This is a genomic window from Cognatazoarcus halotolerans, assembly GCF_009800965.1.
GTDB lineage: Bacteria > Pseudomonadota > Gammaproteobacteria > Burkholderiales > Rhodocyclaceae > Cognatazoarcus > Cognatazoarcus halotolerans.
The window spans coordinates 150,009-163,859 of record NZ_WUAF01000004.1 but is presented as its reverse complement, the minus strand read 5'-3'; the positions used below and the strand labels follow the sequence as shown (position 1 = coordinate 163,859).

The window sequence follows — 13,851 nt, the reverse complement described above, 5'->3', positions numbered from 1 at the left end:
ACACTGATTTGTGCGTGCTAGCGCGCGGACAAGGGAACCGGCTCGCTGCGTGCCGCTTGTACCTGCGCTTCCATGATGGTGAGGCGTTGGCGCAGCGCCTCCTGGCTGACGATGGCGCCCACATGAAGCGATGGTGGAATGAGTGGATCAACGGCAGGCCTGCCTTGGCGCGCATCGGTTTGTCGGGTGCCGTACCAGCTGGCGCCCGTGGCGATCACCAGCAACAGGAGTCCCGAAGCGAGCGCTGGAGACAAGGCTCTGCCGCGCGCCACGACGAGCAGATGGCCGAGGATCGTGACGCCCCATGCCACGGCTGCCAACAGCATCCGGGTGCCTTCGCCCGTCTGCAGGCCGACCGCGGTGAACACGATGGGGAGCAGGATCCCGATGCTCTGCAAGCCGGTGTATCCCGAGCCGGCGATGAGCATGTGACGGAGAATGGATGGGACGCCATTCAGCAGCAAGGATGCAAGCGCCCAGATCGAGATCCAGGGCACCGCCGCAAACAACACCGTCAGTGTGTCGGGCAAGTGGTGCCAGATGGGATAGCCTTGCCAGCTCGAGGCCCATTTGCCCCACACGGAAATGCTCATGCCAACGAGGAGCGGCGCACTGGCGAGCATGCTCCTGCAGGCTTGCCGCCACGCTTCGGTGTGCTTGCGAGCAGAGGGCGGTGGCGCTGCGGGGTCGTGTTCGGTTCGAATACGGAGACGGGTCTTGCCGATCTGCACCGCGGAGTTGGCGTGGATGGACGATGCTTCGTGGCAGATGCGTCGGCCATCGACCTTAAACGCGGCATCGTCCGGAGACGAGAGTTGCAGGCCAGCATCGGGGCCCAGGCTCACCAAGAGGTGATTCTGAGTGACGTGCGGGTCGTCGATGAACAGATGGTTGCCGTAGCCGCGTCCGATCTTGACGGGGCAAGCCTCGAAGCGGGATCGCCGGGCGATCCGGTGATTCCACGAGAGTTCTTCGATCCAGATGCTCATGAATGCCGGATCCCTTTCAGGAACTGGCCGGTGAAGTCGACCGCGTTTGTCCAGGACACGCCTTCGAGGCCGACTCTGGAAATGAACAGCACATCGCCTTCGTCCTGCGCTGCGATGGCAATCTGAACGTCGTAGAGGCCCGGGAAGTCCCGATAGGCTTGTGCGCACCACACCAGGCGGATTCGGAGTTCCGCATTGGCACCTGCCGTGGTGAACTGATCGGCGCATTGCTGGCGCGCCATTGATTTGCTGATCGCTGAGCTCAGGTTCTGCCGGAAGGCCGGCGCAGCCATCGAGGCGAGTTGAAACGCGTTGAGCGTGCCTGCGCTACGGGACGAGAGGACGACATGCCTGAACCAGACGTGGGCTGTTCGTATCCCGGGGATTGCTTCGACCGATGTCTTGAGTCGGCACGTCAGTGCAATTGCGCGACTGGCTGGTGCGTTGGCCTGCTGGTCGTTGCTGCCGGAATTGCACTCGGTGTGTCGTGGAAGCGGGGTTGGGGCGATGTAGGGGCCAAGTGGCTGACCCTCGGACTGCGAGTCTGCGGCGATGGCGAACAGTTGTGCCTGACGCTGCTCCAGTTGCTCGGTGATGACATCGCGGATGTTTGCCTCAAGACGCGGATCGCCGCTTTGAGAGGCGCTGACGAGTGCATGGGCGGGGCTTGACGGGACGAGGAAGCCGAGTGCCTCATCGCCCGTTGAGCGCGCTACATTGATACCGACAACCTGGCCCCCCGCGTTCACTGCCGGGCCTCCGCTCATGCCGGGGTTGATCGCGCCGGTGAAGTGAATCCGGCTGCCGAACGTGCCTTCAAGCTCCCCGCTGTATGTGCCACCGCTTACAGTGATGCCAAGCGCTCGGGGGTTTCCGATGGCGAAGACGGCATCACCGCGGTTGGTTTGGGCGGTCTGCGGAAGGAGGGAAAGTGGCCGAATCGTCGAAAAAACGTGCGGGTCGTTGGCGTCGAGTTGGACGATTGCGAGGTCGTTCAATACGTCTATCGCGACGATATGCGCTGTCCCTGCGCGTCCGTTCGAGAACTCGTAAGCCAGCGTGAATTTCCTGGGTTCGAGGGCGAAGTCTGCAACCACGTGGAAGTTCGTCATCGCCCGACCGCCACGAGAGATCAGGAAGCCCGATCCGGACGCGTGATCGTGCGGCGAATCTTTCAGGCGCGTGTGCAGCGTAACGATGGCGGGAGCCACCTTCTTGAACACGCTCGCTGCAAGTCCAGCCTGCTCGCCTGCCGTAGTGCGATCTGCACCGAATGCCATTCCGACCGCGACGAAGGCGGCCACGGCGAGACGCGCCATGCCGACGAGCATGCGGACCTGTGCCGCAGAGTCAGAGCTTCGGAGCATTTTGTCGCTTCCTGCCTGAAGCGGCTGCCTCTTTGTCGGCGGAAGGTGGCCCGCCCGACACCGCAGATGGGTTTGCGCACACGGAGTCGAGTCGACGGGCCAGCTCGGCCGACGACATTCCGAAGATCGGACCGTACTTGCGCGCGTTGATCGAAAGCAGCGTGCTGACGATCCGCTTTGTGAGCGTCGAGGTGCGGGAAATCATTCCGCCTTCGTTGCTCACGAATGCCGTGTAATTAGCTAACTGCAAGTGCTGCCAGCGCAGCCGGGATATCTCGTCAAGACTGAGATCAGAGTCCATGCAGAAGGCAACGAGTGCCTTGTCGAGGGGTGTGGCGGCGTTTTCAAATGCGGGTTCGAGCTGAAGGGGGCCGGCCGCCTGTTGTCCGGGGGAATGTACGGATTGGTGGGTGACGCCTGGGTATCCCGCGCGCACTGCGCTCAACCAGGCGGTGGAGAGACTGCCCTTTGCTTGCATGCCATGAACCTGGCTTGGCGGTGCGGGCGTGCTACTGCCCGGGATTTGCTCAAGTTCCTTTTCCATCGCTTTGGCCCAGAGCCTTGCGGAGCGCTCGGTGCGTTCAATGCTCGCATTGGTGCGCCCTTCAACGAGGAAGGTCCTGGAGATATGCGGTGAGCCGACGCGCCGGATCTTGACTCTGATTGCGATGATCTCGCCGGACGAATTGCGACGTCTTTCGTATGTTGCCATGGAGGAGGGTGTTTCATATGTCAGATCGCGTGACTGGGATGGTCCCAAAAATGTCCCATATTTGTCAATGCTGAAGTCGCGCCTGCTAAGGAGATGGGGCCCGCATCGTTTGGCGTTCAGCGGGGTCCCGCGGCGGTTGATTTGCTTCGAGCCATTCGGTCACGAGACGCGATGCGAGCTTTGCGGTGGACTGGCCGGCGTGCTCGCGGGGGTGTGTCCGTCGTAATGGACGTGAGCATGTATTGGTTGTGCTGAAAAGATCGAAAATGCCTTGGAGGGTTTGAAGGCGAAGGTGATCGTGGTGGTGGGTTGGTTGTGCAGATTGACCTTCGATTCGATGGGGAGGCTGAGCCATGCGCTCAGGCGAGATTGATGTTTCGCTTGTTGTGATCAACGGGGCGGTTGCGGGAGTGCTCTAAGGTGAAATGGACGCGTGCTTGGCGGTGATGCCGCGTTGACTTGTCTTCACTGGGCGCATTGCGAGGTACGCTTGAAGGGTCTGCGCCCGCTGGACTTGGCGCGCAGACCGTAATGAGCGGCGGCCGCATAACGTTTCGTGCTATTTGGGCCCGGGTGAGTCCGCCGCTTGGCATCGGATGAATTCACCTGATGCCAAGCAAGCCGCCAAGCCGCCAAGCCGCCAAGCCGCCGGGTGGATGAAGCAAAGAATTCTGCGAGAGGTGGCGGGGTGGCTTCTCGGGGCGGTGTCGGGACAAGGGTGTGGAAAAGGTTGGCAGATGGCCAGAGTCACGAACTGAAGCACAGGTCCCGTGCTGTCGAGTAAGTGGTTTGGGGGGGCGTGGTGGGCGGGATGGGCAAAAGCGCTTGCCCAGGGGGGGGGGCGGAGCCCTGAATCGCGTGAATTTGGCTACATAGCGGCAACAGGCCGCTAAAAAGCATTAAGGCCAGTTCCGAAGAACTGGCCTTAATGCTTGAGTACTGGTTGCGGGGGCAGGATTTGAACCTGCGACCTTCGGGTTATGAGCCCGACGAGCTGCCAGACTGCTCCACCCCGCGTCTGGAGAAGCAAAACTATAGTAGCCGAATGGCTTGGAGTCAAGTTTTATTTCAACGCGACGATCATGCCCGGCTGCGTCATCGTGACCGTCGGGATGGCACCCGCGGTTTTGCCATGCTGCGTCGGCGGGCCCGAGCCGGTAAGATCTGCCCGCCGCGGTGGTCGCACGATCCGCCGCAGAATCGAATGGCAGGGAGATGAGCGGGGATGAAAAAGGTCAGTGTGAATGGGGTCGATGTGGAGTATTCCCGACTGGTTTCAGCGCATCCTATAGAGGACGCGCCGACGATGGTGTTCCTGCATGAAGGCCTGGGCTGCGTTGCCATGTGGCGCGATTTCCCGCAGCGGGTAGCCGATGCGACGGGTTGTGCCGCGCTGGTGTATTCGCGGATCGGTTATGGAGGAAGCGGGCCGTTTCGTGCGCCTCGCAAACCGGATTACCTGCACCTCGAAGCCGTGCGCGAACTGCCGGCGTTGCTTCGGGAACTCGGGGTCGGGAAGTCGATCCTCTTCGGCCACTCCGACGGTGGGTCGATCGCGCTGTTGAGTGCGGCGCTGACTGATCTGGATCCGGTTGCGGTCGTGGCGATGGCGCCACATGTTCTGGTCGAGGACGTGACCGTGGTGGGCGTGAGGGAAACCAAGGCGCAGTACCAGCGCAGCGACATGGCCGGCAAGCTCGGGCGCTATCATCTCAGCCCCGATGTGGTGTTCAGGGCCTGGACGGATATCTGGCTCAGTCCCGCGTTTCGAGACTGGAACATTGAAGAAGTACTGCCGGAGATTCGTTGCCCGGTACTGGCGATACAGGGTGAGGACGACGAGTACGCGACGATGGCACAGATCGAACTCATCGCGAGCGGTGCGCCGGACGTGGAACTGTGCAAGCTTGCCGACTGCCGGCATTCGCCCCACAAGGACCAGCCCGATGCCGTGATCGACGCGGTTCAGGGATTTGTCGGGCGGGTTCTGGGCTGAATCGCGTGCTCAGGTCTTTTTCAGTCTGTAGGACAGCTGCGGACGGGTGATGCCGAGCAGGCGGGCGGCGCCAGACAGGTTGCCCGCGGAGCGCTCCACCGCGTATTCCAGTAACAGACGCTCCACCTGATCGAGTGACCCGGCGCTTTCGAGAATGGATTCGCACAGCGCGCGTGCGCCAAGGGGCGCAGGCCCGTCGGCTTCCAGCGTGCCGGCTTCGCTGATGCCATCGGGCCTGTTTTCCTCCACGCTGCCATCGACGAAAAGGTGTTCCGCCTGGATCCAGTCATGCTGAGGCGTGAGAATTACGCCACGTTCAATGATGTTCTCGAGCTCGCGGATGTTTCCGGGCCAGCTGTAGGCCTTGAGCATGCGCATCGCCTTGTCGGTGACGCCGAGCAGCTTCTTCTCGTGCATCGCGCAGAAGCGCGCCACCATCGCCTCGACCAGCAGCGGAATGTCGGACGTCCTTTCGCGGAGTGAGGGGATCGTGACCGGATATACGTTCAACCGGTAGTAGAGATCGCTGCGGAAACGCCCGTGCTTGACCGCGTCCTGCAGGTCGACGTTGGTGGCGGCGACCAGGCGGACGTTGACCTTGCGCACCCGCTCGTCACCGAGCCGTTCGATTTCGCCCTCCTGCAGGACGCGGAGTAGTTTTGCCTGTGCTGCAAGCGGCAGTTCGCCGATCTCGTCGAGGAAGAGCGTGCCGCCGTCGGCACGCTCGAACTTACCCATCCGCGAGGCGTGGGCACCGGTGAACGCGCCTTTTTCGACGCCGAAGAGCTCCGACTCGATGAGATCATGCGGAAGGGCCGCGCAATTGACCGCCACGAAAGGTGCTTCGGCGCGCGGGCTCATTTCGTGCAGCGTGCGGGCGAAGCGCTCCTTGCCGACGCCGGTCTGCCCTAGCAGCAGCACGGTGACGTTGGTTCCGGCGGCCTTGCTGATGAGGCTGAACGCGGTCTGAAAGCCGGTGGAAGCGCCGATCAGGCTGGGCGATCGTTTGCGTTCGCAGATCGTCGAGCGAAGGGTATCGACCTGCTCGCGAAGTTCGAGCATGCGCCCGACGATCGAATCCTCCTGGTAGTAGGGGAGGTATTCATCGGCATCGGGCCAGTCTTCTACCGGTTTGCCGACGATACGGCAGTTGTTGGTGCCGGTTGCGCTGCACTCGGTTTCCTTGAAAAGGATGAAACGCCCCATGAACGCGGACGTGTAACCGGATGCGAAGCCGATCTGCATCCAGCAGACCGGATCTCGTGCGTGGCCGAATTCCTGGAGGTGAACGTCGGCTTCCCAGGAATTGCGCCATATGAACTCACCGTCGAAATGACCGGTCTTGACGTCCATCTCGAGGCGAACCGGTTCAACGTTGACGCTTCCTTCGAGCATGTGGAGTTGCGGGCCGACCACGAAGGCGTCGATTGCACTGCGTTCGCCACGCACCTTGCGCGCGATCTCGGCGTCCCGGACGCCCGCCGCGTACCCCGCGCGGGTGAGGATGCGCCTTGCCTGCTCGTGACCGATGGATTCGATTAGCTCCTTGCGGAGTTCGCCCAGAGCAGCCGCATGCATGAGCACCATCCGGTTCTGGTCGAGCCAGATAAGGCCGTCATCCGATGAGAATCGGATCAGGCTCCGAAGGTCATTGTTCTCCGGGTACTTGATGTCCGCCACGTCTCCTCCTGCTCGGCCTCTCGAGAGGCGATGTCGTTCGTTACGGGGAGCGTGGCGCTCCGCGCTCTTGCGTCGCAGATATGCGCCCTCCCGCATGACCCCCGCCGGACCTGCTGCTGGTCCAATGATCCGTCAATGTCCGCCGCGCCGCGACCATTTGTCCAGCGTTGAAGCGGCAAGCTGCCTGACCGGGGGTTCTCAGTCGATTTTTTTCAGACTATGCTATCAAATCTCGAGATTATAAAGAACGCCATTCGTCATTCGGCGCAGGTTGGGGCTGCGCACGGTGGCGTGGCGATGATGCGAGGAGACAGGGTGGAAAAGTTCACCATATACATTCAAAACACCGGGGAAAGCTTCGTCTGCCTTGAAGGGCAGAGCGTTCTGCGCGCGATGGAGGTTTTTGGTCGCAAGGGAATTCCCGTCGGTTGCCGCGGAGGTGGTTGCGGCGTCTGCAAGATAAATGTCAGCGAGGGGCACTACAGAACGACGCGAATGAGTCGCGCCTGTGTGAGCGCCGAAGAAGAGCGCGCGGGAACCGTGCTCGCGTGCAAGCTGTTTCCGGCAAGCGATCTGACGGTCGAGGTCCTGGGTTGTATGGGCAGGGCGCTGACCGCGGGCACGCCTTGCACCCGCCCGGGCGCGACTAAAGACGGGTCGGACGACGGAAAACGTGAGGTCCGTGACTGACTTCGTCACCACGGTATGCGTGCGGCCCGTCACGGTTTCGCTGACGAGAGACTCTCCCCATGGCGCCTTTGCGGCGCTTGTTCATGGCCCGCTTCGGCGGGCCATTTTTTTGATTTCCTTCCGTAAGTCATTGTTGCGTCGTAATAAACCATCTTGATCATTTGATCAAATGGTTTATTGATTTGATCAAATGATGAAGTGATAAGACCCGCTGTTGGAAGCTGAATTCTCGAGATAAGTCCGTCATCTTCTATAAAAACAGAGCCTTACGAAAACTGGCACGACGCTTGAGTGTATCCAGACGTCGGCAGGCCTGCTGCTCATCAATTGGAGAACATGCGTGGCAATGAAGGAGAAAGCGCCCGATCTCAGCAAGAAGTACGTGCGGCTCGTTGAGCGGCGGGCGGATGGAATGGTGGAGTTCGAGTTTTCGCTGGCCGATCCCGATCTCTACGTTGAGATGTTGTTGCCGGCCGATGCCTATGAGGACTTCTGCCGGGAGAACAAGGTGATTTTCGTGCGGGCGGAGGCGCATGGCACCACCGACAGTGATTGGGACTGGAAGCTCCATGACGCCACCCAGCAGAGATTTCGTTGAACGCCGCGCCGATCGGCAGCGGTGAGATCAATAACAGGAGGGGACATCGATGCACATTGACTTGCGTACGGTAACCATCAAACCGTTGCGTCATACCTTTGACAACATTGCCCGCCGCCTCGGCGCGGACAAGCCGGCGACCCGCTACCAGGAAGGGACGCTGGACATGCAGCAGACGGTCAATTTCCATTACCGGCCCACTTGGGACCCGGATCACGAGATCTATGATGCGTCGCGCACGGCAATCAAGATGGCCGACTGGTACGCCTTCAAGGATCCGCGCCAGTTCTACTACGGCGCCTATACGATGGCCCGCGCCAAACAGCAGGATACCGCCGAGGCCAACTTCGATTTCGTCGAGAACCGCGGCTTGGCCGAGACGCTGCCGGCCGACGTGCGCGCGACGGTGCTCGAACTGCTGGTGCCGCTGCGCCATGTGGCGTGGGGCTCGAACATGAACAACGCGTCCATTTGCGCCTACAGCTACGGCACTGCTTTCTCGCAGCCGGGCATCTACCAGGCGATGGATCAGCTTGGTATTGCGCAGTACCTGACCCGGGTTGGTTTGTTGCTGGGCGGTGTCGACGTTCTCGACGAGGCCAAGGACTCGTGGATGACGGCTGACACTTGGCAAGGTCTGCGGCGCTATGTCGAGGACTGCATGGTGCTCAAGGACCCCGTGGAATTGTTCGTGGCGCAGAACGTGGCGCTGGATGGCCTGCTCTATCCGCTGGTTTACGAAACGATCGTCGATGACGTGCTCTCGGCCAAAGGGGGTACGCCGGTCGCGATGCTCACCCAGTTCATGACCGACTGGTTCGCCGAAACCAAGCGGTGGACCGATGCGACGATGAAGACGGCTGCGGCCGAGTCTGCTGAAAACAAGGAAATCCTCGCCAAGTGGGTCAGCCAGTGGCGAGACCGCGCTGCGGCGACCTTGCTGCCGGTCGCACGCATCGCCCTGAACGAGCGCACCGACGAGCTGGTTGCGGAAGTCGTCCAGCAGTTCAATGCCCGTCTGGTCAAGGCCGGCGTCCCCCTCTGAGGATATTTCGATGTCAACCGTATTCATTGCGCTGCAAACCAACGAAGACACCCGTCCGATCATCGAGGCGATCGTGCAGGACAACCCGGCCGCGATCGTGAACGAGGCTCCCGCGATGGTGAAGATCGATGCCGAAGGCAAACTGGTCATCCGCCGCGAGACGGTCGAGGAGCTGATTGGCCGCCCCTACGACCTGCAGGAGCTGCAGGTCAACCTGATCACCATGTCGGGCAACCTCGACCAGACCGACGACGAGATGACGCTCTACTGGAACGCCTGAAGGACAAGGAGACAAAGACATGGACATGCAAGTTGCCAAGAAGAAACTGGGGCTGAAAGAGCGTTATGCGGTCATGACCCGAGGTCTCGACTGGGTGCCGTCTTACCAGAAGATGGAAGACATCTATCCCTACATGACCTATGAGGGCATCAAGATCCACGACTGGGACAAGTGGGAAGATCCGTTCCGCCTGACCATGGATGCCTACTGGAAATACCAGTCCGAGAAGGAGCGCAAGCTGTACGCCGTTCTCGACGCGTTCAACCAGAACAACGGCCATCTCAACGTCACCGATGCGCGCTACATCAACACCGTCAAGCTGTTCGTGAGCGGCATCAGCCCGCTCGAGTACGTTGCGCACCGCGGCTTTGCTCACGCCGGCCGCCAGTTTCCTGGCCCGGGGCCGCGTGTTGCTTGCCTGATGCAGTCGCTCGACGAGATCCGTCATGCACAGACCCAGGTGCACGCCGTCGCCAACTACAACAAGTACTACAACGGCATGCATGATTTCCACCATGCCCACGACCGGGTGTGGTTCCTGTCGGTGCCCAAGAGCTTCTTCGATGATGCGATTACCGCGGGCCCGTTCGAGTTCATGGTGTCGATCGGTTTCAGCTTCGAGTACGTACTCACCAACCTGCTGTTCGTGCCCTTCGTTTCCGGTGCCGCCTACAACGGGGACATGGGGACCATGACATTCGGCTTCTCGGCCCAGTCCGATGAAGCCCGCCACATGACGCTGGGCCTCGAGGTGATCAAGTTCATCCTCGAACAGGATCCGGACAACCTGCCGATCGTGCAGCGCTGGATCGACAAGTGGACCTGGCGCGGCTACCGCGTGCTGACCCTCGTGGCGATGATGATGGACTACATGCTGCCCAAGCGGACGATGAGCTGGAAGGAAGCATGGGAGATCTATTTCGAGGAAAACGGTGGTGCGTTGTTCAAGGATCTCGCCCGCTACGGCATCACCATGCCCAAGTGCGCCGAGCAGATCGCCCTGGAGAAGGACCACCTGTCGCACCAGGCCTGGAGCACCTTCTACAACTACGCCGCAGCCGCGAACTTCCATACCTGGATGCCGGACGAGGACGAGATGGCATGGCTGTCGGCCAAGTACCCGAACAGCTACGACAAGTACTACCGTCCCCGCATGGAGTACTGGCGCGAGCAGGCCGCAAAGGGCAATCGTTTCTACAACAAGACCTTGCCGATGTTGTGCCAGACCTGCCAGGTCCCGATGATCTTCACCGAGCCCGGCGATCCCACCAAGACCTGCTATCGCGAGGTCGATTACAAGGATTCCAAGTACCACTTCTGTTCGGATCACTGCAAGGCGATCTTCGAGCACGAGCCCGAGAAGTACGTGCAGTCGTGGCTGCCGGTGCATCAGATCTATCAGGGCAACTGCTTCCCGGAAGGCACGGATCCGACCGTGGAGGGCTTCGATCCGCTGGCAGCGGTGCTCAAGTACTACCACCTCGAATCCGGCCGCGACAACCTCGACTTCGAGGGCTCCGAAGATCAGAAGAACTTCGACGAATGGCGCGGCATGGCGACGAAGAACGTGTGAATGGGAGGGCCGGGGTTCGCGCTTGTGGCGGACCCGGTGCTGTCCGGTCGCAGTGCGATCCAGATTGAATCGACAAAGATCCAGGGATGTGCGGGTTGAGTTGGCGCGAGGTCTTGCGCCTCGCCCTCAGGCCGCATGTCCTCTCTCCAAAGGAGACTAGACATGGCTGTTGCTGCCGTAAAAGAGTACGACTTCGAGCCCGCCGACAGGCTCGAGAACTTCCATGGTGCCCAGTTGCTTTACGTCGGATGGGAAGACCATCTGATGTTCTGCGCGCCGTTTGCATTTCCGTTCCCACCGACGATGCCGTTCCGCGCGGTCGTCGAGCAGGTCCTGCCCGGCGCGTTCGGCTACCACCCTGATTTCGCGAAGATCGACTGGAATGCGGTCGAGTGGCTCAAGTCGGGCAAACCCTGGGCGCCCGAAATGGACAAGTCGCTGGCCGACAACGGGCTCAAGCACAAGGATGCGATCCGCTTCCGTACGCCGGGTCTTGCCGGTATCGGCGGATCCTGTTCCTGAACCCAGGACGGCAAGGGTGGCGATGAAGATCGCGGCGAACCGAAGCCGTGACGAGACGTGCCCTTGCCGTGCGCCGATAGAGAGAGCGAAATCATGAGTTACGAACTGACGATCGAACCCCTGGGCGAAACCATCGAGGTCGAAGAGGACCAGACCATTCTCGACGCCGCTCTGCGGGCGGGGATCTGGCTGCCGCACGCCTGCTGCCACGGCTTGTGCGCGACCTGCAAGATCAAGGTCCTCGACGGTGAAGTCGACCATGGAGAGGCGTCGAGCTTTGCCTTGATGGATTTCGAGCGGGACGAGATGAAAGCGCTCGCCTGCTGCGCGACGCTGCAGAGTGATGTCACCATCGAAGCCGAGATCGAGGAAGACCCGGATGCTGAAACGATTCCGGTGCGCGATTTTCCGGGTTCGATCAGCCGCATCGAGAATCTGACCCCGACCATCAAGGGGATCTTCATCGAACTCGATGAGCCGATCCACTTTCAGGCCGGGCAGTACATCAACTTCAACATTCCCGGCGAGCACTGCAGCCGCGCCTTCTCGCTGGCGAACGTACCCGGCAGCGGGCGCGAGGTCGAACTCAACGTGCGCATCGTTCCCGGCGGGCTGGGAACCACCTATATCCACGAGCGGCTCGCCGTTGGCGACCGCGTGACGATTTCCGGGCCGTACGGCCGCTTCTTCGTGCGCAAGTCGGCGGGTGTGCCGCTGCTCTTCATGGCTGGCGGTTCGGGCTTGTCCAGCCCGAAGAGCATGATCCTCGACCTGCTCGCGGAAGGTTGCGATCTGCCGATCACGCTGGTGTATGGGCAGCGCACGCGCGAGGAGCTCTACTACCACGACGAGTTCCTGGCGCTGGCCGAAAAGCATGCCAACTTCACGTATGTTCCGGCACTGTCGGACGAGCCGGCGGACAGTGACTGGACGGGTCTGCGCGGCTTTGTGCATGAAGCCGCCCAGCAGCATTTCGAGAGTGATTTCCGTGGCCACAAGGCCTATCTGTGCGGGCCGCCGGTGATGATCGACGCCTGCATTTCGGCGCTGATGCAGGGACGTCTGTTCGAGAACGACATCTACACCGAGAAGTTCTTTTCGGCGGCCGATGCTCAGCAGGTGAGGAGTCCCCTGTTCAAGCGGATCTGAAATCTCGAGAAAAATAATTGACTTCGAGATAGATGAAAAATATCTTGTAACAAACACCTTTGGCCGAAGGCCGATGGGCAAAACGGAATCGGGACTTGGCTGCGCCTGCCGCGAAGCATCCCGTGAGGAGACTGAAAAATGGCAATGACTGGCGTTCTGAGACCGGGACACGTGCAGTTACGGGTGCTGGACCTGGAAGAAGGCGTGAGCTTCTATCGCGACGTGGTCGGTCTCAAGGAGACGGGCCGCGATGCACAGGGGCGGGTCTACTTCAAGGCCTGGGACGAGCGCGACCACAACTCGCTGGTCCTGCGTGAAGCGGACGAGGCCGGAATCGATTTTCTCGGTTTCAAGGCGCTCGACGCCGCAACCATGGATCAGCTTGAATCGGCGGTACAGGCTTTCGGAATCTCCACCACTCGCATGCCGGCCGGCGAGATGCTGGGTACCGGCGAGCGGGTCCGCTTCACCATCCCGACCGGGCATCTCATCGAGTTGTATGCGGAGAAGCAGGACGTCGGAAACGGCCAGTCCTATGTCAATCCCGACCCGTGGGTGCCGGACGTGAAAGGCATTGCACCGGTCCGGTTCGATCACTGCCTCCTGTACGGACCGGACATCGAGGGTGTCGAGAAGCTGTTCACCGAAGTGCTCGGCTTCTCCGTCACCGAACGGGTGCTCATGGAGGATGGGGAAACCACCCTCGCGCTGTTCATGAACTGCTCGCCCAAGGCTCATGACATCGCCTTCGTACGCCATCCCGAGCCGGGCAAGCTGCACCACGTCTCCTTCCTGCTGGAAAGCTGGGAACAGGTGCTGCGGGCTGCGGACATCATGTCGATGAATCGCGTCTCGATCGACATCGGGCCGACCCGTCACGGGATCACTCGCGGCGCCACCATCTATGCCTTCGACTGCAGCGGCAATCGCTTCGAGACCTTCTGTGGCGGTTACCAGACGTATCCGGACAACCAGCCGATCACCTGGACCTGGGACGAGGTCGGGGCGGCGATCTTCTATCACGACCGCAAGCTCAACGAGCGCTTCTTGAGTGTGGTGACCTGACGACGTTTGGGCGCGTGCGATCCAGCACGCGCGCTTTTGGCGTTGATGTAAAGAGAGACAACCCAGAGAGGGGGCAGGTTGACAGTCTGCCAACCTGCGATTCGACCGGACACAAGGGCTGCCACCGGAGCGCCCCGAATAGCTAGCCGGCATGTTGCCCCGCTTCCGGAGCGGGGTGCTGATGA

The 13,851-nt window shown here is 60.9% G+C and carries 13 protein-coding genes and 1 tRNA gene; 9 read left to right on the top strand and 5 right to left on the bottom strand.

The annotated features are described in order from the left end of the window. Positions 1 to 17: 17 nt before the first annotated feature. From GQB03_RS07225 to GQB03_RS07210, 4 genes are all read right to left on the bottom strand, one after another. Positions 18 to 989, bottom strand: coding sequence for an FHA domain-containing protein (locus GQB03_RS07225; RefSeq protein WP_159686673.1), 972 nt, complete (start codon positions 987 to 989; stop codon positions 18 to 20). Next, the gene (locus GQB03_RS07220) at positions 986 to 2,356 is read right to left on the bottom strand and encodes a S1C family serine protease (RefSeq protein WP_159686671.1); all 1,371 of its coding nucleotides are present in this window, start codon (positions 2,354 to 2,356) and stop codon (positions 986 to 988) included. Before GQB03_RS07220 ends, GQB03_RS07225 begins: the two co-directional genes overlap by 4 nt. Beyond that, positions 2,340 to 3,068, bottom strand: coding sequence for a hypothetical protein (locus GQB03_RS07215; protein ID WP_159686668.1), 729 nt, complete (start codon positions 3,066 to 3,068; stop codon positions 2,340 to 2,342). Before GQB03_RS07215 ends, GQB03_RS07220 begins: the two co-directional genes overlap by 17 nt. A gap of 940 nt (positions 3,069 to 4,008) precedes the next feature. Further along, positions 4,009 to 4,085, bottom strand: a tRNA-Met gene (locus GQB03_RS07210). 208 nt (positions 4,086 to 4,293) lie between these two features. Here GQB03_RS07210 and GQB03_RS07205 point away from each other — a divergent pair. Then, positions 4,294 to 5,064, top strand: a complete 771-nt coding sequence (locus tag GQB03_RS07205; protein ID WP_159686666.1) for an alpha/beta fold hydrolase — start codon at positions 4,294 to 4,296, stop codon at positions 5,062 to 5,064. A 9-nt stretch (positions 5,065 to 5,073) separates the two neighbouring features. On the opposite strand, the gene GQB03_RS07200 is transcribed toward GQB03_RS07205, so the two are convergent. Continuing rightward, positions 5,074 to 6,744, bottom strand: coding sequence for a sigma-54-dependent Fis family transcriptional regulator (locus GQB03_RS07200; protein WP_159686663.1), 1,671 nt, complete (start codon positions 6,742 to 6,744; stop codon positions 5,074 to 5,076). 315 nt (positions 6,745 to 7,059) lie between these two features. Here GQB03_RS07200 and GQB03_RS07195 point away from each other — a divergent pair, with 315 nt between their 5' ends. The 8 genes from GQB03_RS07195 (at position 7,060) to GQB03_RS07160 (ending at position 13,666) form a co-directional block, all read left to right on the top strand. Next, entirely contained in the window at positions 7,060 to 7,434 is a 375-nt protein-coding gene (locus GQB03_RS07195; protein ID WP_327516629.1) for a 2Fe-2S iron-sulfur cluster-binding protein, read from the top strand. A gap of 346 nt (positions 7,435 to 7,780) precedes the next feature. After that, positions 7,781 to 8,032: a phenol hydroxylase subunit gene (locus tag GQB03_RS07190; protein ID WP_200832145.1), complete on the top strand. Its 252-nt coding sequence runs from the start codon at positions 7,781 to 7,783 to the stop codon at positions 8,030 to 8,032. A gap of 49 nt (positions 8,033 to 8,081) precedes the next feature. After that, positions 8,082 to 9,077, top strand: coding sequence for an aromatic/alkene monooxygenase hydroxylase subunit beta (locus GQB03_RS07185; RefSeq protein ID WP_159686658.1), 996 nt, complete (start codon positions 8,082 to 8,084; stop codon positions 9,075 to 9,077). A gap of 10 nt (positions 9,078 to 9,087) precedes the next feature. Further along, on the top strand, positions 9,088 to 9,357 hold the full coding sequence (locus GQB03_RS07180) for an MmoB/DmpM family protein (protein WP_159686656.1): 270 nt from the start codon (positions 9,088 to 9,090) through the stop codon (positions 9,355 to 9,357). A 19-nt stretch (positions 9,358 to 9,376) separates the two neighbouring features. Next, on the top strand, positions 9,377 to 10,930 hold the full coding sequence (locus tag GQB03_RS07175; RefSeq protein ID WP_159686654.1) for an aromatic/alkene/methane monooxygenase hydroxylase/oxygenase subunit alpha: 1,554 nt from the start codon (positions 9,377 to 9,379) through the stop codon (positions 10,928 to 10,930). A 162-nt stretch (positions 10,931 to 11,092) separates the two neighbouring features. Next, positions 11,093 to 11,452, top strand: coding sequence for a phenol hydroxylase subunit P4 (locus tag GQB03_RS07170; protein WP_159686651.1), 360 nt, complete (start codon positions 11,093 to 11,095; stop codon positions 11,450 to 11,452). Positions 11,453 to 11,545: 93 nt separating this feature from the next. Next, on the top strand, positions 11,546 to 12,601 hold the full coding sequence (locus tag GQB03_RS07165) for an NADH:ubiquinone reductase (Na(+)-transporting) subunit F (RefSeq protein WP_159686648.1): 1,056 nt from the start codon (positions 11,546 to 11,548) through the stop codon (positions 12,599 to 12,601). Between the two features lie 138 nt (positions 12,602 to 12,739). Further along, a complete protein-coding gene (locus tag GQB03_RS07160) occupies positions 12,740 to 13,666 on the top strand; it encodes a catechol 2,3-dioxygenase (protein WP_159686645.1) in 927 nt (308 codons plus the stop codon). The last annotated feature ends 185 nt before the right edge of the window (positions 13,667 to 13,851 follow it).